This is a genomic window from Streptomyces sp. NPDC058663 (genome assembly GCF_042716745.1).
Lineage (GTDB): Bacteria > Actinomycetota > Actinomycetes > Streptomycetales > Streptomycetaceae > Streptomyces.
On record NZ_JBHXRV010000012.1, the window covers coordinates 40,289 to 58,973 of the forward strand.

An 18,685-nucleotide genomic window follows, 5' to 3' on the forward strand; every position below is an offset into this window, starting at 1 on the left:
GGGGCCAAGGGGAACAGCGCGGCCTGCCGCCGCGGACCCGGCTCAGCGGACCGGTTCCGCCAGTTCTCCGCGCAGCCGCTGGGCGCGCAGCACCAGTTCCAGCTCGAAGCGGCGGTCCGGGTCGTCCACTTCCTCGCCCCACAGCTCACGGATCTGCCGCATGCGGTACCGCACGGTCTGCGGGTGCACCCCGAGCCGGGCCGCCACTTCCGGCGCCCCGCCGCGTGTCTCCAGCCACGCCAGCAGCGTCTCCGCCAGCCTGCGGCCCTGGGTGGGGCCGCAGTGCGCCAGCGGGGCCAGGCAGCGGGCCGTCAGGTCGCCGATCAGTTCCTCCGGAGGCAGCAGGACCAGGGCCTCCGTGTATTCCGTGCAGTGCAGCAGCCCGCCCGCCGGCAGCAGGCCCCGTTCCATCAGGCCGACCGCGGCCGACGCCCACCGCAGCGACTTCGCCGCCTCGGCCAGCGGGACGGTGGGGCCGATCGCCCCGGTCCAGCCCGTGGTCGCGCGCCGCAGCTGCTCGGGGCGGCCCGGCAGCGAAGGGTCGGGCACCACCATCAGGGGCTGCTCGCACTCCATGTCGAGCAGCACCTCCTCCCCGACCGCCGGTGCCACGCTCTCGCGCGAAGGGCGCAGCAGCACGCCCACCGCGACCCGCTCCGGCAGCGTCCAGCCGATCCGCGCCGCGTGGGTGGCGAACTCGGCCAGCGAGGCGGCCGCCTCGCCCTCGTCCCTGGCTTTGCGTTCGCGCAGGATCGCCTGGGCCAGCTTCCTTTGCAGTCGCAGACGTTCGCCTGCCTGGCGGGCCGCGGCCTCGGCGAAGCCGCGCACCGACTCGTCGACGAGGCCGTCCAGGAAGGCGAAGCCCGCCTCCGCGAGTTCGTACATCGCGGGCGGCGGGATGCTCACCTGCTGTCCGATCTCGGCCAGCCGCCGCCAGGCGAGGCGCACCCCGAGCCGGTAGACGGCCTGGAGCGAGTTGAGGGAGCGGCCGTGCATGCCCTCGCCGCGGCCGAATTCCTGGAAGACCTCCAGGTGGAGGTGGGGCCTGGTGCCGTCGCCGCGGGCCAGGTGCCGGACGAAGTCCTCCAGGGCGCGGCGGATTCCGACCAGGGCCATCAGGTCGCCGTGCTCGTCGACGAGCAGCGGCATCCTGGGGTGCTCGCGGCAGATCTCGTCGAGGATCTGCTGGGCGAGCGAGGGCACTTCGGCCAGTGCCCGGTCGGCGAACTGGCGTATCTGCAGGCGCGGTACGTCCGCCCAGGCCGAGGGCTCCGGCATGCCGTCGCCGGGCCCCGCGGTGCCCGCGGCGCTGTCTCCGGGGTCCCGGCCGGTCACCGCTCCGCCGCCGGGCACACCGGTCACTCCGCCTCCGGCCACCTCATCACCCGCCACTCCGTCGCCCGCCACCGAGGGGGAAAGTTCGCTTGCGGTCATTTGCGTGGTGTCGCCGTCTCATAGCTGATCAGGGGCACATTGGGCTGCTCCGGGGTGGCGTTCAGCAGGGCTACGATGCCGAACGCCGCGCCCACCGCGAGTGCGGCGGCAGCGAGCGAAGTCAGTAGCGCGGCGATAAGTCTGGGCATGGCGGGTGGCCTCTCTGACGCTGGTCCCCACCGGCAGCCTGACAGCAGGCCCACAGTGTCATCAGTAGATTGACAGCAAGTCAAGAGCACGCCTACGGTTCCCGGCCCATACGCACCGTGCACGTTTCCCGCCTCCGCGTTACTCTCCGCGTCACCTCCTGAGGCACCGGCGTCACTCTCCGTGGCGCCCCGCCGGGCCTCCGGGTCACTTCCGCACCACCCGACGCGCGACCCTCACCCCTCTTCTCCGACCGGTTCCCCTGGAGCGCCCGTATGCGTCGCACTGCCTCTCCCCTGTCGCTTGTCCTGCTCGGCACCGGCGTGTTCCTGCTCGTGCTCGCACCCCTGCTGGCCTGGTACGTCAGCCCACGCGCCAAGAGCACCCCGATAGACATCGACACCACGACGGTGTTCACCGGCACCGGCAGCTACTTCGACACCAAGAAGATCAAGACCGTCTCGGACAAGCCGCTGACGATCACCCGGCAGGTCCGCGGCGACGTCGCTGACAGTGAGCGCAGTGGCCGCGCCGTGTGGGACGTGTCGACGTCGATCGACACCGAGGAGACCCTGCCCGCGGCCGACACCTCCAACTCCCTGCAGTGGACGCTGGAGCGCTGGGTCACCGACCGGCGCACCAACGAGCCCGTGCACTGCTGCAAGGAGACGCCCACCTTTGACGGCGAGGCCTACCTGAAGTTCCCCTTCGACGTCCAGAAGCGCTCGTACCGCTGGTGGGACGGCACTCTCGGCTCCACCGTCACCCTCCGCTTCGCCGGCACGAAGAAGATCCAGGGGTACGAGGGCTACCTGTTCACCGGCTCCGTTCCGGCCACCAAGACCGGCACCCGGATGGTGCCGGGGCGCTTCGTGGGTCTGCCGGAGCGCGGTCAGGTGCTGGGCGAGGAGTGGTACGCCAACCACGGCATCGAGCTGGTGGTCGACCGGCGCACCGGGCGCATCGTGAACGCGGCGATCGGCCCCCGCAAGACCGTGCGTGCACCGGGCTCGAAGAAGGACTCCATGGTGCTGCTGGACAGCCGCCGGATGGAGTTCTCCGAGAACACCCAGCGGGCGCAGGTGGCTCTGGCCGGGGCCGACAGCGACAAGCTGCGGCTGGTCGGGCAGACCCTGCCGATGGGCGGCGGAGCGGCCGGATTCGTCCTTGCGGCGACCGGGCTCGTCTTCGTCGTACGGGGCCGGCGGACAGCACCGTAATCGGGCGACTCGCTGACGCACTTCACATTGTGATGAGGAATCGGTGGCATTCAGTGCCGAAATTGTCACCCAGGTGAGTAGCCGCGTCGAACGGTGTGGCGAAAACTACCTACCCACCCCACCGCACACACCGTTCCTGCACTCAGACGTTCCTCCAGGCACTGCACCCTCGAACCCTCGACACGAGTTGGAGCTCGGATGCCCCAGCACGTACCCCCCACCCTGCACGCGGCGAAACCCCTCCGGTCGCCCCGGCCGCCGGACACCACGCAGACCCACGAACCCCCCTCGCACCCGCGCAGAATCGTCTTCCTGTCCCGCCGTGACCTGGACAACCCGGCCGCCGGCGGTTCGGAGCTGCTGATCGACCGGCTGGCCGACGGGCTCACCACGCTCGGCCACCAGGTGACCCTGCTGTGCGGCGGCCCGGCCGCGTACCGCAACTACCGGGTCGTCTCGGCAGGCGGTGACCTCGGGCACTTCCTGCGCGCCCCGAGCGCCTTCAACCGGCAGGTCGGCGGCTGCGACCTGCTGGTCGAGGTCTGCAACGGGCTGCCCTATCTGACTCCGCTGTGGCACCGGGGCCCCACCCTCTGTCTGGTCAACCACGTCCACACCGAGCTGTGGGGCATGCGCTTCCCCGGCCCCGCGGCTGCCCTCGGCCGCCGCCTCGAACACTGGGCGCTGTCCGCGGCCCAGCGCGACAACCTCCTGGTCGCCGTCTCGGCGTCCACCGCGAACGCGCTCGGCGCGCTCGGAGTGGACCGCGAGCGGATCAGGGTCGTGCACAACGGGGTCGAGGAACCCGGCGTGCAGACCCCGCGCGCGGCCGAACCGGTCTTCCTCGCGATGGGCAGGCTCGTCGAGTACAAGCGCATCGATCTGCTGCTGCGGCTGTGGGAGCGGGTGCGCCCGGTGACCGGCGGCAAGCTGGTCATCGTCGGCGACGGTCCCGAACGGGAGCGGCTGGAGGCCATGGCCGGCCCCGACGTGATCTTCAAGGGGTACGTCTCGGAGGCCGAGAAGCACCAACTGCTGTGCGCTTCCTGGCTGTTGCTGCACCCCTCGGCCGTCGAGGGATGGGGTCTGGTGGTCACCGAGGCGGCGACCCGGGCCACCCCGTCGATCGGCTTCGACGTCCCCGGGCTGCGGGACTCCATCGAGGACGGCGTGACCGGGGTGCTGGCGCGCGGCGAGAGCTCGTTCGCCGCCGCCTGGTGCGCGCTCACGCTCCACAGGGAGCGCCGCGAGGCGATGGGACGGGCGGCCGCCGCCCGTGCGGAGTCCTACCGGTGGTCCAGTACCGTCGGCCAGTTCCGTGCCGTCGCGGCGGAGGCCGCGTCCCGGCACGCGCAGTCCCCGGCCCGGACCCCGAAGCCGCCGGCGCCTCGTCCCGCGCCTTCCGGAGCACACCCCGCTCCGGCCAGGGCCGCGTCCGCGGTCTCGCCCCCCGGCACCGCAGAGGCGGCCACGCTGCGATGAAGAACGTTCGCCCCACCACCCTCAAGGACCCTTCGTTCCGCCGCTCGGCCGCCCTTTTCCGTGCCTTCATGCGCGAGCAGCACGACCCCGAACACTGCTACACGCTGCTGGCCAGGGACGCGGTCGGCCAGGTGCAGCGGTACGTTCCCCTCGAAGGACGGGTGGTCGTCGACATCGGCGGCGGCAGTGGTCATTTCGCCGAGGAGTTCCGGCGGCGCGGGGCGGAGTGCTACCTCTTCGAACCGGACACCAGGGAGCTGACGGCCAAGGGCGGCAAACCGCCCGAGGGCGCGGTGGTGGCGGACGGCTATCTGCTGCCGCTGGCCGACGGCGTGGCCGATGTGTGCTTCTCCTCCAACGTCCTGGAACACGTCGACGATCCGCAGACGTTCCTGAGCGAGATGGTGCGGGTGACCCGCCCCGGCGGGCTGATCTACGTCTCGTTCACCAACTGGTACTCGCCGTGGGGCGGCCACGAGTGGGCCCCCTGGCACTACCTGGGCGCCGAGCGGGGGCGCCGCCGCTACGAGCGGCGGACCGGCCGACCCGCGAAGCACACGGTCGGCGAGAACCTGTTCCGGGTCCACATAGGTCCCACGCTGCGCCAGGTAAGGGCGCGCGACGATGTCTCCGTGGTGTCGGCGCGGGCCCGCTACTGGCCCCTGCTGCCCACCCTTGCCCCCAGGATTCCGGTGCTGCGCGAGTTCACCACCTGGAACCTCCTCCTCATCCTCCGGCGGTGCCCATGACCAGTACGCTCCCGGCTCCGCCCCTTCCACCGTCGCACGCCGCGCCGCCACCCGGCGGGCCCCGGCGGGGCGACGACGACGGGCCCCGGTCCCGCCGCTGGCTGTTCGGGTTCTGGGCCGCCGTCCTGGTCGCGTTCCTGGCGGTCGCGCCGGGGCGCATGACCTTCGAGACGAAACTGGGGGTGGCTGCCGACCCGTTCAAGTTCATCGCGGACCTCGGTGAGCTGTGGCATTCCCGGGCCGGTTTCGGCGGGATCTTCGACCAGTACGTGGGCTATGCCTTCCCGATGCTTCCGTACTACGCCCTCACCGACCTCGTGCAGCTGCCGGTCTGGCTGGCCGAGCGGCTCTGGCTGTCGCTGGTGGTGAGCGCGGCGTTCTGGGGTGCGCTGCGGCTCGCGGAGCGGCTGGGTGTCGGTTCGTCGCCGGCCAGGCTGCTCGGCGCCGCCGCGTACGCGCTGTGGCCGACGTACACGATCGTCATCGGCTCGACGTCGGCGGCCGCCCTGCCCGGCGCCCTGCTCCCGTGGGTCCTGCTCCCTCTGGCCAACCCGCGCTTCAGCGCACGCAGTTCGGCGCTCCGCTCGGCCCTGCTGATTCCCTTCATGGGCGGGGTGAACGCCGCGTCCACGCTGGCCGCGCTGCTGCCCGTGGGCCTGTACCTGCTGAGCCGCCCGGCCGGGCCGCGGCGCCGCACCCAGATCATCTGGTGGGTGCCCGGAGTCCTGCTCGCCACCCTGTGGTGGGTGGTGCCGCTGCTGATGCTGGGCATCCACGGCGAGAACTTCATGCCGTACGTGGAGCAGGCCGAGACCACCACCGCCACCATGTCCGCCACCGAGCTGCTGCGCGGCGCAGGCAACTGGACCGCCTATCTGCACTTCGGTGACGCCTGGCTGCCCGCCGGCTGGACGGTCGCCACGTCCGTGCTCGCGGTCCTCGGCTCGGCGTGCGCGGCGGCGATCGGTCTGGCGGGTCTCGCCCGCCGCGATGCGCCCGAGCGCCGCTGGCTGCTGCTCGTCGTGGTGTCGGTCGTCCTCGTCACCCTTGCCGGGTACGGCGGTTCGCTCGGCGCGCTCTTCCCCGGCACCGTGCAGGACTGGCTGAACGGCTGGCTGGTGCCGTTCCGCAACATCTACAAGTTCCAGTCGGGCCTGGCGCTGGTCCTGGTACTGGGTCTCGCACACGCGGTGTCCGTGGCCACCGAGCGGCGCGGCGCAAGGCGGCTGCCGGGGCGCAGGTACGTTCCCGCCGTCGCGGCCCTGGTCGTGCTGCCCGGCCTGCTCCTGCCGTACGTCAACGGCAGCATCCTGCAGCCCGGCGCGTTCAAGGCGCTCCCCGGCCACTGGGAGCAGACGGCCGACTGGCTGAAGAAGAACTCCGCCGACAACCGCGCCCTGGTCGTCCCCGCGACCGCGCACGGCATCCAGACCTGGGGTTCGACCATCGACCAGCCGCTGGACGTGCTCGCCGAATCCCCCTGGGCGCAGAGGGACTTCGTTCCCTTCGGCACACCGGGCAACCGGCGCGCCCTGGACGCCGTCGAGCAGGCCCTGATGTCGGGCAGCGAAGTCCCCGGCCTCGCCGACTACCTGGGCCGCGCGGGCCTGCACTACGTCGTGGTGCGCAACGACCTCGACCCCGACCAGATCGGCTACGTACCGCCGCAGACCGTGAAGCGGACCCTGGAGTTCTCGGGGTTCCGGCGGATCACCGGATTCGGCCCCGTGCTCACCGGCGGCCGGATTCCGGACGACACGCCGGTTCAGGTCGAGGGCCTGTACCCGAGGCAGCAGGCGGTCGAGGTGTACGAGCCGCCGGCCACGGCACAGAAGCCGGGGCGTGCCGGACTGAAGCCGGTCGCGGACACGGCCGTGGTGAGCGGCGGCCCCGAGTCGCTGCTCCAGCTCTCGGCGGACCCGGTGATGCGCAACCGTGCGGCGGTCCTCACCGGGGACAACTCGCCCGGCCTGGAGACTCCTTCGCTGCGGGCGGTGACCGACGGGCTGCGTCGCGCCGACACCCGTTTCGGGCTCGTCAACACCAACACCTCGTACACGTACACCGCCACGGAGCGCAATCACCCGGGCAGCGTGCAGGATCCGGGGCGCGAGCCGCGCCAGATCCTGCCGACGCAGGGTGCGCGGCACCAGACGACGGCGGTGCTCAGGGGAGCCAAGTCGGTGACGGCCTCCAGCAGCGGCAACTGGCTCTTCCACCTTCCGCAGTACGACCCGGTGAACGCCTTCGACGGCAACCCCGACACGGCGTGGGCCGAGGGCAGTCCGGCGAAACCGGCGGGGCAGTGGCTGCGCGTCGACTTCACGCGGCCCGTCAGCGTGCCGTCCTCGATCCGGGTGACGCCGCTGCCGTCCGACGGGATGCGCGCCGCGCCGACCGTGGTCCGGGTGGAGACCGACCTGGGCAGTGAGACCAGTCCGCTCCAGCCCAACGGGCAGCCGCAGAGCGTCAAGGCGCCTGCCGGGGATGCGAGTTGGCTGCGTCTGACCATCGAGGAGGCCCAGCAGGGCCGGCCGGGGCTGATGGGTGCCGGCTTCACCGCGGTGGACATCCCCGGTGTGCAGGTGACGAAGCTGCTGGCACTTCCGGAGGACGGGGACAGCAGGGACGGCGGGAGCGGCGACGCCGATGTGGTGTCGATGCACCGGGGCAGCGACCCGGGCGGGCTCTCGCCGGTGTCGGCCGAGGTGGGACTGCACCGCCAGTTCACCATCCGCCAGGACGGCGCGTACTCGCTGCGGGCGACGGCGCTGCCGGTTCCCGGGGACGCGCTCGACCAGTTGCTCTACAGCCAGGCACCGGACCAGCGCAGGCAGTTGACGGCCACGGCCGACTCGACGGCGAAGCTGGGCTCCTCGCTCACTCCGCGCAACCTGGTCGACGGTGACCTGACCACCTCGTGGATCTCCGGCAACAAGTCCGTGCTGCACCTGCGCTGGCCCGAGAAGCGGGCCGTGGGCGAGATCGTGTTCGCGGCGGCGGGCGGCCTGTCCACCCGTCCCGAGCAGGTCGAGATCAGCTCGCCGGACGGTGCGGCGACGGCCTCGGTGGACCAGAACGGCCTCGCCCGTTTCGAGCCGATCCGCACGGACCGCCTCGACATCACCATCACCAGGGTGGCTCCGCTGACCATTCACAACCCGGTGGCTGAAGGGGAGTTGCAGCTCCCGGTCGGTCTGAGTGAGGTGTACGTCCCGGCGCTGGAGGACTACCGCGTGCCGCAGCCGAGCCCGGAGCGGACCTTCTCGCTGCCGTGCGGGCGGGGACCGATCCTGTCCATCGACGGCACCCTGCACGCGACGAGCGCTCGCGGCAGCGTCCGGGACCTGACGGAGCGCCGGCCGATCGAGGTGGCCCTGTGCGCGGGCGAACAGAGCGACGGCACGGCACAGCTCGCGCCGGGCACCCACCGGGTGGAGGCCGGGGACGTCGGGCCGCTGGCCATCACGGACATCACCCTGCGCAGGAACGGCTCCACCGGCAGCTCACCCGAACCCTCCGTGCGGGAGTTGAAGCTCGGCGACTGGACAGGTGACGACCGTACGGCGACGGTGGGCGCGGGCAAGGCCTCGTACCTCCAGATGTACGAGAACGAGAACGCCGGCTGGCGGGCCACCCTCAACGGCAAGGACCTCGCGCCGGTCCGCCTGGACGGCTGGCAGCAGGGGTGGCTGGTCCCCGAGGGCGAGGGCGGCACGGTCCGCCTGGAGTTCGAACCGGCCCGCTGGTACGTGGGCGGGCTGATCGGGGGCGGGGTGGCACTGCTGGCCCTGATCGGGCTGGTGGTCTGGTCCCGCCGGGACCCGGCGCCCGCCGAGGAGACCGGAGCCGCGCAGCAGGCACCGGCACCCGGCCCCGTGCTGGGGCTGGCGGCACTGACCGTGGTCATGGTGCTGGTGGCCGGGCCGCTGGCCCTGCTGGTCCCGGCACTCGCGGCGGTCGCCCACTTCCGGCACACCCTGCTGCCACCGATCGCGCTGGCCGCGATGGCGGGAGCGGGAATCGCGGCGGCGTGGGGTGCGGGAATGCCGGCCTCGGCGGAAACGGGCGCCTTCGGCCCGCTCGCCCAGGCACTGGCTCTGACCGCCGTGGTCGCGGCGGTGGTCACGATCGGTGACGGCTTGCGCAGGCGCGGACAGGAGGGTGCACCGGATGGTGCGTGAGGCCACCGCTCGGGCCACAGCCCGCCCCCGCCCGTGGCGCACCATGCCACGGGCGGGGGCGGGCCGCGCCCGTGGTGGCCCCGGCCCGGGGCAGGCCCCCGGCGGCCGCGTACGGCTCACCGGCCCGGGTCGCGCCCGAGGCGGGTGCACGCCTCACCCGGGACGGGGTCGAGGCGGGTGCACGCCTCACCCGGGACGGGGTCGCGCCCGCGGCGGACACACACCGCAACCGGGCAGCCCCGGGGGTCGCCCCGCCAGGGCCCCTGCGGGCCCCGCACCCCGCGGCGGACACACACGTCGCACAGGTCCGGGCGGCGCTCACGGGAGTCACCCATCGCACCCGGCGTCCGGTCGCACCCAAGAGGCGGCCTCGCCGGAAGCACCCCGCAGCGCTCGCCCCACCACGCCGAAGGCAGCCCGCAACGCTCGCCCCACCACGCCGGAAGCACCCCGCAACGCTCGCTCCGACGCGCCTAGGGCACCCCGCGGCGCTCGCCCCTGCGCACCGGAGGCGTACCGCAGTGGCCGCCCCACCACGCCAGAGGCACCCCGCATCGCTCGCCCCGACGCGCCGGCGGCGTCCCGCGGCGCTCGCCCCTGCGCACCGGCGGCGTACCGCAGTGGCCGCCCCACCGTGCCGGAAGCACCCCGCAGCGCTCGCCCGTCCGCACCGGCGGCGTACCGCAGTGGCCGCCCCACCGTGCCGGAAGCACCCCGCAGCGCTCGCCCGTCCGCGCCGGCGGCGTCCCGCGGTGGCCGCCCGTCCGCACCGCGGGTGACCGGCCCCACTCCACCCTCCGAGGGAGATCGGACCTCATGACCACCATGCACACTCCCCGCACCGCCAGGACCGCCCCCTCCACCACCCCTTTCTCCGTCGTGGACGAGATCACCCGCCACTGTCTCGACTCCCACGAGCCCGAGACCGTGCACATCGAGGTGCACCTGCCCGCGGCACCCGACCACGCCCGCCTGCGCACCGCGTTCCTCGAAGCGCTGCGCCGCCATCCGCGCATCCTGATGCGCGAGGCCCCGGGCCCCTGGTACCGCCGCAGGTACGAGTGGGAGCTGACGGCACACCCGGACACGGACGCCGTCGTGACCTTCCCCGAGCCCTCCCCCGACGCCCTCCCCCGGGCCCGCGCGCGTGCCCTCGCCCAGGCACCACCGCTGTCCCTCTCCCCGCCCATCCGCCTGGAGGCGATCGGCAACGTCCTGGTCCTGGTGATCAACCACACCGCCCTCGACGGCCCCGCCTGCCTGCGCATCCTGGCCACCGCCGCTGAGCTCTACGGCGGGCGGGACAACTCCCCGGCGACGTCCGCAGCCCCGGCCCGGCCCGACGCGCACCCCGAGCAGCCGGCCCCCTCACCGGGCTGGGCGCCCGTCGCCCGCGTGGCACCGGGGTCTCCGCCGCCCCACGGCGACGGCAACGGAATCCTGGTCGCCGACCTCCCCGTGCCGCCCCGCCCCCGGGGCGCCCTGTACACCGTCAACGACCAGCTCCTGGTCGCCACCGCGCGCATGATCTCCGACTGGAACCGCGAACGTGGCGGACCACCGCGTCCGTTGCGCATCACGATGCCGGTGGACGACCGTTCCCGGGGGATGGACATGCCCATCGGCAACGGCACACGGCTGGTGGAAGTGCCGTACACGGACGCGGAGCTGTCCGACGACACCGAGACCTTGCTGCGCCGCACGGCCCAGCGCACGCGCGCCCTCAAGGCCCTCTCACGCCCGCAGCTGGGGCACGGCGCCACCCTCCTCACGGCGCCCGTCGTCCCCGTCGCCGTACGGGCGGGCCTCACCCGGCAGATCCGCCGCGCCCTCGCGCCGTGGACGTCGACCACCCTGCTCAGCAACATCGGCCGGGTCCCCTATCCGATGGACTTCGGCGACGGGGTGGGGCGGGCGACCGCCGTGTGGTTCTCCGCGCCCGCGCGGATGCCGCGCGGCCTGACCGTGACCACCGCCAGCACCCACGGCCGGCTGCACCTCGCCCTGCGCTGGTCGGGGGCCCTCCTCGGCCCCCAGGACGGCGAGCACCTGCGCGACCTCTTCGAAAAGCACCTCAACTCCACTGCCGAGGAGGGTCGTTCCTCGTGAAGGCCACGACCGATGACACGACCGGGCCCGACGCCAACACCACGACCGGGCCCGCGGCCGAGCCCGCAGCACCCGGCACCGCGTCCGGCACCACACCCGAGCCCGCGACACCCCCCGCACCCGGCACCACACCCGCACCCGCACCCGAGCCCGCGTCCGCACCCGCCACCGAGCCCGCACCGGCACCCGGCACCCCCGCCCGCCCCGCCCGCCTCCGTGACTTCTACGAGAACCCCGCCGTCCCGGTGGCCTCCGGCGACGCCCGCAGCATCCGGCAGGCCAGGATGCTGGCCGGTGCCCTGGCCGGCACCTCGGGCGCCACCGTCCTCGACATCGGCTGCGGCGACGGCAGGGCGGCCGTCACCGCCGCTCCGTTCCTCACCGGGCACCGCATCGTCGGCGTCGACTGGTCGCAGGACGCGCTGCGGCGGGCGAGCGCCGCCTTCGCCTCCGCACCCGGCGAACTGCACGCCGTACGGGGCGAACTCACCGACGGGGGACTGCCGTTCGCAGACGGCGCCGCCGACGCCGTCCTGTTCAGCGAGGTCGTCGAGCACCTCGTCGACCCGGACAGCGCCCTCGACGAGATCCGCCGGGTGCTCGCTCCCGGCGGCCATCTGATGCTCTCCACGCCCAACCTGGCCGCCTGGTACAACCGGGCGCTCCTGCTCGCCGGAGTGCAGCCCGTCTTCTCGGAGGTGAGTCTGCGCGGCATCCACGGCCGCCCCGGCCGCGAGGTCGTCGGACACCTCCGGCTCTACACGGCGCGCGCGCTGCGCGAGTTCCTCACGGCGTCCGGTTTCGACGTCGTACGGATCGCGGGCGCACCCTTCCACGGTGTTCCGCGTCCGCTGCGCGGGCTCGACAGGCTCGCCTGTGCCACCCCCTCCGCCGCGTCGATCCTCCTCGTCCACGCCCGCCGCCGGCGCGAGCCCGGCACGCGTACCCCCGACGGCGACCGGAGCGGGTGATGTGGTGGGGCGTCGTGGCGGCGCTGCTCGCGAACGTCCTCTACAGCGGCGGCTTCGTCCTGGAGAAGCGGGCCCTGACGAGCCTGCCGGGGCTCGACATCCGGCGTCCGGCCCGCGCGGTCCGGCTGCTGGTGGGCAGCCCGCTGTGGATCGGCGGTTCGCTCGCCCTGGCAGGCGGGTTCGTGGCACAGCTGGTCGTCTACCGCACCCTGCCGATGACCGTGGCCCAGGCCCTGTTCATCTCCGGTCTCGTGCTGCTCCTGCTGTTCTCCTCCCGCGCGCTGGGCGAGCGCACCTCGGGCCGCGAGCGCTGGGCCATGGCGGCGATCGTGGCGGCCCTGCTGATGGTCGTCCTGTCGCTGAACGACGGTTCGGAGCCGATCGGCACCTACTCGCCGCCCGCGTTGATCCTGCTGCTCAGCGGGGTCTCGCTGGGCGCCGGTGTCTGGGTGTACGTGGCCGCCGACCGCCGGGACACCCGCAGGCGGACCGCCGCCGGGCCCCGGCACGCACGGAAATCGGGCCGCCCCACCAGCGGTGTTCCGTACGGGGTGGCCGTCGGCCTGGTCTACGGGGTCAGTTCCCTCGCCATCAAGGGCGTCTCCGCCCACCTGGACGCCCACGACCTGCCGGGCACCCTCACCGCCGTCCTCTCCTCCCCGTACCCCTATCTGCTGCTCGTCACGGGCGCGACCGGCCTCGTCCTCTCCCAGACCGCGCTGCAACGCTGCCGCGCCTCGCTCGTCGTTCCGGTGTGCACGACCACCTCCTGCCTGTACACCGCGACCCTCGGCAGCCTCGCCTTCGGGGAGAGCCTTCCGGACGACCCGCTGCGCCTCGCGCTCCGGGTGGCGGGCGCGGTCCTGGCGGTCGCCGTCCTGCTCGCCCTCCCCTCCACCACCGACCGCCCCGTCCCCGAAAAGGAACTGAGCCATGAATCCCGCTGACCCGCTCCTGCGCATCCTCGCCTGCCCGCTGGACAAGGGCCCCCTCACCCTCCTGCCGGCGGAGGACGTCCTGTACAACCCCCGCCTGCACCGCCGCTATCCGATCGTCGACGGCGTCCCCCAGCTGCTGCCGTCCTCCGGCGAACAGGTGGACGAGACGGAGCACCACCGGCTGACCAGCCTCCCGTAACCCGCCACCCGCGCCTGCGCTCCCCCGCACAATGAGCGCATGGTCGATGGAGGCAGGGTCGCTGTGGTGGGCGGATCGGTGGCGGGCTGTGCTGCGGCCCTCGCCGCCCACCGGGGCGGCGCCGAAGAGGTCACCGTGTACGAGCGCACCGATGGAAGGCTGGCGGACCGGGGCGTCGGCGTGGCGATGCACGACGCCCGGTACGCGGAACTGGAGGCGGCCGGTTTCCTGGACGCGGGAATGCCGTGGGTGCAGCTGACCCACCGCCAGTGGTACGTACGGGACGACGCGCACCCCTCGCCCCTCGGCCGTCCGCTGGCCGCGATGCCGTTCGCCTTCCGCACGTACAACTGGGGTCCGCTCTGGCGCGAGCTGCGCGCCAGGGTCCCCGCGTCGGTGGACTTCCGCACCGGGACTGCGGTGAAGCAGCTGCGGCTCACCACCCGGGGCGTCGAACTCGACGGCGAGGAGTACGACGTCGCGGTCGGCGCGGACGGCTACCGCTCCCTGGTCCGGACGGCGGCCTGCCCGGACGCCGCTCCCCGGTACGCGGGCTACCTGGCCTGGCGGGGCGCCTGTCCGGAGGCCGGGCTCCCCGACGCCCCCCGGTGGCCCGCCGACCAGTGCGCGTACGTGGTCTTCGAAGGCGGCCACGTCGTCGTCTACCGCATTTCGGACGGTGCGGGCGGCCACCGGGTGAACTGGGTCTGTTACACCACCCCGCCCATCGGCCTGTGCGTCCCGCCGGACGGCGGGCGCGGTCCGGCTCCTGCCCTCGCGGACCACCTGGCCCGGCTGGCGCGGCACCGGCTCCCGCCGTTCTTCGCCTCCCTGCTGGAAGTAACGCCGCCCGCCGAGCGCTTCGTCCAGCCCCTGTACGACTTCACCGCGCCCCACTGCGCCACCGACCGCCTGGCCCTGGTCGGCGACGCGGCGACGGTGGCCCGCCCGCACACCGGTGCGGGCGCGGTCAAAGCCCTCCAGGACGCGGCGGCCCTCCAGTCGGCGCTGACCGCGTCCGCCACCTGGGCCGGGGCGCTGTCCGCCTACGACGCGGAGCGCACCCCGGCCGGCCACACGATGGTGGAGCTGGGGCGGACGCTGGGCCGGGCGCTGGTGCAGTCGACGCCTGCCTGGCACGCCATGTCCGGGGCGGACCTGGCCGAGTGGTGGCGGACGGCGGACGGTGGCGGGGCGTTCGGGGGCCGGGCGTTGGGGCGCCGGCCGTAGGGTCTCAGCGCGCGGTCGTCACCGTCCGGGCCGCCGAGAAGTCGCCCCACTTTCCGTCCGGCAGTTTCGCGCGCAGTTTGACGCTGTAGCGGGTGCCCGGCGGTTCTGTGACGGTGAAGGTGTACGTGGCGGGGCCCGGCGGCGGGGCCGCGCCCCAGGCGATGGTGGTGGCGAACCTGCCGTTCAGGTACAGCTGGTACTCCCGTACGTCGCCACCGGTGCGGGGCGGGGTCCAGCTCAGCACGACGGTGCGCTCGCCCGTGCCGGCGGTACGGGCGGCGGCCGTCAGCTCTGTCGGGGCGGTGGAAGGGCCCTGTCCCGGGGCCGGAGCCGTGGTCAGGTCGACGGAGCCGCTGTCCGGGGAGGAGTTCTCTGCGGCGTCGCGCGCCCGGACCGTGAAGGTGTAGACGGTGCCCGGGCGCAGACCGCCGACGCGGGTGGCGGTTTCGGTGCCGCGCACGCTGTGGATGCGGGAGCCCTCCTGGTAGACGTCGTACGCGGTGACGCCGCCCGCGTCCGTGGCCCGCCCCCAGCTCAGGGTCACCGCACCGGTCCCGGCCACCTTCCCGCGCAGCCCGGCGGGGGTGGTCGGCGGCGTGCGGTCGTCGGGGGCGGCGGCCGGGGTGCGAGCCGTGACGGCGGCGGACGGCGCGGAGAGGTTCCCGGCGAGGTCGCGGGCCCGGACGGTGAAGGAGTACGCCTTCGACGGGGCGAGCCGCTCCACATCGACCATGGTGTCCGGCGCGGCGACCGACTCGACCCGCGCGCCCTTCTCGTACACCTCGTAGGCGGCCACTCCCCGGTCGTCCGCCGCGGGGCTCCACATGACGTGGACGGAGGTGGCACTGCCCGCCTGGGCGGTGACCCCGCCGGGCGTGGTGGGTTTGCTGCGGTCGAGCGGGGCACGCGCCTCGGCTCCGCCGCACGCGGTCACGGTCAGCAGGAGGGCACTACAGGTCAACGCGGCGTACACGGTGGGGCGTTGCACGACTGGACCTCTCATCCGTGGGGGGGGGAGGAAGGAGAGCAATGGTCCAGACCTGTATGCCATGGACTCCCGCCCCGTACAAGAGGCCGGTCATGGCTCAATCTCGAACATCATCTCGAACGCGTTGGCTCGTACGAGGACACGCCAGGGCCCCCGAGGCCTTCCCGCACCGCCCCACCCCGGGCCGCACGGCCCCACCCCCGCGCCACGGCGACGACGGGCGGGGCCGCCCCGCGACACGGCCCTGAGCAGCGGCGAAGGCTGTCGCCACGGCCTCGACCGCGACCGGCGGCGGCCGGGCGGTACGACGCGACGCCGCCGAAGAGCACCCTTTCGTGGCACTAAACATCTCCCATCAACGCCCGAGGCCGGGAACGTTTGTTCTTCTCGGCATACGGACATCCTGTGAGCGGGTGTCGACAGCGGCCAGAAATCCACCCCGGATTCCCCGCAACTGGCCTGTGGGGCGGAGGAGTTGGGGGCCACGGTGGCCACGGGACACAGGGAGTCATGAGCGTGGAACCAGACAGGATCAGCTCAGCCAGCATCAGCGAAGAACTCGCCGGCACGATCAGGGCGAACGTCAAGCACCGCTCCGCAGAGTACGTGCGCCGCGAGACGGCCGGGGCCGCGCGCCTCGCCGGCCTCACCCGCGACGAAGCGCCGCGACCGGGCGACACGGCGCTCCGGCTGGACGGAGCCCTCACCCTGCCCCCCAGGGAGTTCCCCGCCCCGGACGGCCCGGGCGCCGCACGGCTGCGGGAGCTGGATGCCGAACTCGCCGTCGTGCGGGAGGCGTTCCCGGCCCTGGAGCCCGACATCAAGCTGTGCAGGCTGGTCAGCGAGATGCTGGAGGGTGCCTGGCGCGAGCGGGCGGAGGGCGCTCCGCGGTCCGCCCCCGCCCCCGGCGGGGACATGCCGTGCACCTGCCTCCTCTGTTCCCGGCTGCCGGTCCCGCCGCCGCGCCGGATCGGCGACTACGCCTTCCGCAGGAGCGACGGGCAGCCCCTGGCCGTGAAGACCTGGCCCTACCGGCAGGAGCTCGACTGCGTACTGACCGGCGGCTGGGTCTGGAACCGGGCGCTCCAGGACGCCGACACCGGACGCGCGCTCAGGTACCGGTACGAGGACGACATCCTCACCTTCCCCGAGTACAAGCGCACCGGGATGGCCCTGGACATCTCCGCGACCACCCGGGCCGTCCGTGCGGGCCTCGCCGAGAACTTCGACATCAACGGGGCCCGCGCGCTGGTCAGCGGGATCTTCATCAACTACAAGCGGGCGGTGGACGAGTACTGGATAGGGCTGCACCGCAAGGGCGAGGTCACGCTCCCGCAGTCCACCCCCCTGGACCGGAGCACGTACTGCATGCTCCAGACGATGGACTGCCTGTGGTGGCACGTCTCCCCCGACGACCAGCTCTGGCTGGAGGAGAACCTCGCCATCCTCGTCATGTCCCGCATGATCGACGACATGGTCGACGTCAGGGCCGACGCCGCCTCCGGGGAGATCAACAACTTCTGGCTGGCGGACATGCCCGCCCACGACAAGACCATGCTGGCCGCGAGCGTCGTCGCGCTGGTCAAGTACGCGTGCATGCCGGAGTCGCGCGGCGTGCTGTGGAACGTCAACCTGGTGGGGGCCACCGCGGTCTGGATGGGGCTGAACGGCCGGCACGGCCTGTGGTTCGACGGCATTCCCGAAGTGCTGCCCCCGGTCGAGGACTGCGTGCTGTGCCGGCTCCGGCCCAACCCCTGCACCGGACTGCTCACCTCGGGAATCTCCCTGCGCACCGGCCCGCGGCCCACCGTGCGCGAGCTGGGTGCGCGGGCCGCGGAACTCTCCGAGCGGTGCCGGAGCCAGTGCCCACCGGCGTGGGAGCTGTTCCACGAGGAGCTCGCCGGCTTCGAGGCGCTGCACGGCGAATGGCGTGGTGACACCGACACCACCTGGGAAATCCTGCGCAGGACCTATGTCGCGGCGATCGAGGCCTCGCTGACGCACGGCGACGAACGGGGTGACGGCGACGCATGGGGTGACAGCGACCCGCAGGGCGGACGTGAGGTACGCGGTGAGCGCTTCGCGAAGGCCGTCGAGCAGATCCAGCACGACTCGGGCCAGGTCGGTGCGGAGTTCTACCACACGCTGAACATGGGCGGTGCTCCCGGCTGGCGGGAGAACACCGTCCTGCTCATGTACCTGTTCGGTGCCGCACACCCGCACTTCCTGTGGAACAGCCTGGGCCATGTGCCGACCGCCCTGGACGGCGACTGGCTCGACGGCTGAACCGGGCCCCCGGGCCCCCGGACACGCGCTCGCCCGCCGGGCGTCTCAGCTGCTGAAGAAGTCGCTCACCTTGTCCGCAAACTGCTGCGGGCTCCGCTCGTGCATGCGGTGGCCGCCCGGCAGCGAGATCTGTGCACAGTCCGGGATGAGGTCGGCCATCTCCGGCAGCTGGGACTGGTCCATCTCGCTGTCGTGCCCGCCCGTGATCATCAGGGTGGGGGCGACGATCTCGCCGAGCCGCTCCAGCCAGTCGGACGGCGGGTCGGCCAGCTGGGCCTGGATCTCCGGGACCGCGTTCTCGTCGTAGTCGACGGGGCCGTCGCCCGGGAGCACGTCCTGGGCGTCGGCGAACGGGGGCGGCGTGTCCTCCAGTACGAGGCGCTCCACCCGGTCCGGATGGTCCTGGGCCAGCAGGTAGGCGACGACCCCGCCCATGCCGTGACCGACCACACCCGCGCGGTCGATCTTCGACTCCTCGATGAAGCCGAGCACGTCGTCCCGCATCTGCTCGAACGCGTACTCGTCCGGCCAGTCGCTCTCGCCGTGGCCGCGCAGGTCGAGTGCGTACACCCGCCATTCCTCACCGAGCGCCTGCCCGGCCTTCTCCCAGCTCAGGGCGGAGCTGCCGAGCCCGTGGAGCAGGATGACGGGGGCGCCGTGCTGGTCGCCCCAGGAGCGGTACGCCATGCGTACGCCGCCCACGTCGACGACGGAGTGATCTTCCATGACACCGACGGTACAGGGGGTG

General features: G+C 73.1%; 14 protein-coding genes. 10 read left to right on the plus strand and 4 right to left on the minus strand.

The window, feature by feature from the left end:
- Window positions 1-42: 42 nt before the first annotated feature.
- Window positions 43-1,278, minus strand: a complete 1,236-nt coding sequence (locus ACFWVV_RS11400; RefSeq protein ID WP_384346822.1) for a helix-turn-helix domain-containing protein — start codon at window positions 1,276-1,278, stop codon at window positions 43-45.
- A gap of 152 nt (window positions 1,279-1,430) precedes the next feature.
- A complete protein-coding gene (locus ACFWVV_RS11405; RefSeq protein ID WP_384346688.1) occupies window positions 1,431-1,583 on the minus strand; it encodes a hypothetical protein in 153 nt (50 codons plus the stop codon).
- Between the two features lie 273 nt (window positions 1,584-1,856).
- Between ACFWVV_RS11405 and ACFWVV_RS11410 the strand changes: the two genes are divergently transcribed.
- The 9 genes from ACFWVV_RS11410 to ACFWVV_RS11450 all read left to right on the plus strand — a co-directional run bounded on the left by ACFWVV_RS11410 (window position 1,857) and on the right by ACFWVV_RS11450 (window position 14,663).
- Window positions 1,857-2,801 carry a DUF3068 domain-containing protein gene (locus tag ACFWVV_RS11410; RefSeq protein ID WP_384346685.1) on the plus strand — a complete coding sequence of 315 codons (945 nt, stop codon included), beginning with the start codon at window positions 1,857-1,859 and terminating at the stop codon, window positions 2,799-2,801.
- A 198-nt stretch (window positions 2,802-2,999) separates the two neighbouring features.
- Window positions 3,000-4,283 carry a glycosyltransferase family 4 protein gene (locus tag ACFWVV_RS11415; protein WP_384346682.1) on the plus strand — a complete coding sequence of 428 codons (1,284 nt, stop codon included), beginning with the start codon at window positions 3,000-3,002 and terminating at the stop codon, window positions 4,281-4,283.
- The gene (locus tag ACFWVV_RS11420; protein WP_384346679.1) at window positions 4,280-5,032 is read left to right on the plus strand and encodes a class I SAM-dependent methyltransferase; all 753 of its coding nucleotides are present in this window, start codon (window positions 4,280-4,282) and stop codon (window positions 5,030-5,032) included. The genes ACFWVV_RS11415 and ACFWVV_RS11420 overlap by 4 nt, the downstream gene beginning before the upstream one ends.
- Window positions 5,029-9,216 (plus strand): alpha-(1->3)-arabinofuranosyltransferase family protein, encoded by a 4,188-nt coding sequence (locus ACFWVV_RS11425; protein ID WP_384346677.1) that lies wholly within the window; start codon window positions 5,029-5,031, stop codon window positions 9,214-9,216. The genes ACFWVV_RS11420 and ACFWVV_RS11425 overlap by 4 nt, the downstream gene beginning before the upstream one ends.
- An 816-nt stretch (window positions 9,217-10,032) precedes the next feature.
- On the plus strand, window positions 10,033-11,325 hold the full coding sequence (locus ACFWVV_RS11430) for a condensation protein (protein ID WP_384346674.1): 1,293 nt from the start codon (window positions 10,033-10,035) through the stop codon (window positions 11,323-11,325).
- A 245-nt stretch (window positions 11,326-11,570) separates the two neighbouring features.
- Window positions 11,571-12,296 carry a class I SAM-dependent methyltransferase gene (locus ACFWVV_RS11435; RefSeq protein ID WP_384346819.1) on the plus strand — a complete coding sequence of 242 codons (726 nt, stop codon included), beginning with the start codon at window positions 11,571-11,573 and terminating at the stop codon, window positions 12,294-12,296.
- On the plus strand, window positions 12,296-13,243 hold the full coding sequence (locus ACFWVV_RS11440; protein ID WP_384346671.1) for a hypothetical protein: 948 nt from the start codon (window positions 12,296-12,298) through the stop codon (window positions 13,241-13,243). Before ACFWVV_RS11435 ends, ACFWVV_RS11440 begins: the two co-directional genes overlap by 1 nt.
- Window positions 13,230-13,433 carry a Trm112 family protein gene (locus ACFWVV_RS11445; RefSeq protein WP_384346668.1) on the plus strand — a complete coding sequence of 68 codons (204 nt, stop codon included), beginning with the start codon at window positions 13,230-13,232 and terminating at the stop codon, window positions 13,431-13,433. The genes ACFWVV_RS11440 and ACFWVV_RS11445 overlap by 14 nt, the downstream gene beginning before the upstream one ends.
- A gap of 39 nt (window positions 13,434-13,472) precedes the next feature.
- Complete coding sequence (locus tag ACFWVV_RS11450) at window positions 13,473-14,663, plus strand: FAD-dependent monooxygenase (protein ID WP_384346665.1); 1,191 nt, start codon at window positions 13,473-13,475, stop codon at window positions 14,661-14,663.
- A 4-nt stretch (window positions 14,664-14,667) separates the two neighbouring features.
- Here the strand turns inward: ACFWVV_RS11450 and ACFWVV_RS11455 are convergent, their stop codons facing one another.
- Window positions 14,668-15,666: a fibronectin type III domain-containing protein gene (locus tag ACFWVV_RS11455; RefSeq protein WP_384346662.1), complete on the minus strand. Its 999-nt coding sequence runs from the start codon at window positions 15,664-15,666 to the stop codon at window positions 14,668-14,670.
- A gap of 495 nt (window positions 15,667-16,161) precedes the next feature.
- Here ACFWVV_RS11455 and ACFWVV_RS11460 point away from each other — a divergent pair, with 495 nt between their 5' ends.
- The gene (locus tag ACFWVV_RS11460; RefSeq protein ID WP_384346659.1) at window positions 16,162-17,937 is read left to right on the plus strand and encodes a hypothetical protein; all 1,776 of its coding nucleotides are present in this window, start codon (window positions 16,162-16,164) and stop codon (window positions 17,935-17,937) included.
- A gap of 45 nt (window positions 17,938-17,982) precedes the next feature.
- On the opposite strand, the gene ACFWVV_RS11465 is transcribed toward ACFWVV_RS11460, so the two are convergent.
- Window positions 17,983-18,663 (minus strand): alpha/beta fold hydrolase, encoded by a 681-nt coding sequence (locus ACFWVV_RS11465; protein WP_384346656.1) that lies wholly within the window; start codon window positions 18,661-18,663, stop codon window positions 17,983-17,985.
- Window positions 18,664-18,685 lie beyond the last annotated feature (22 nt).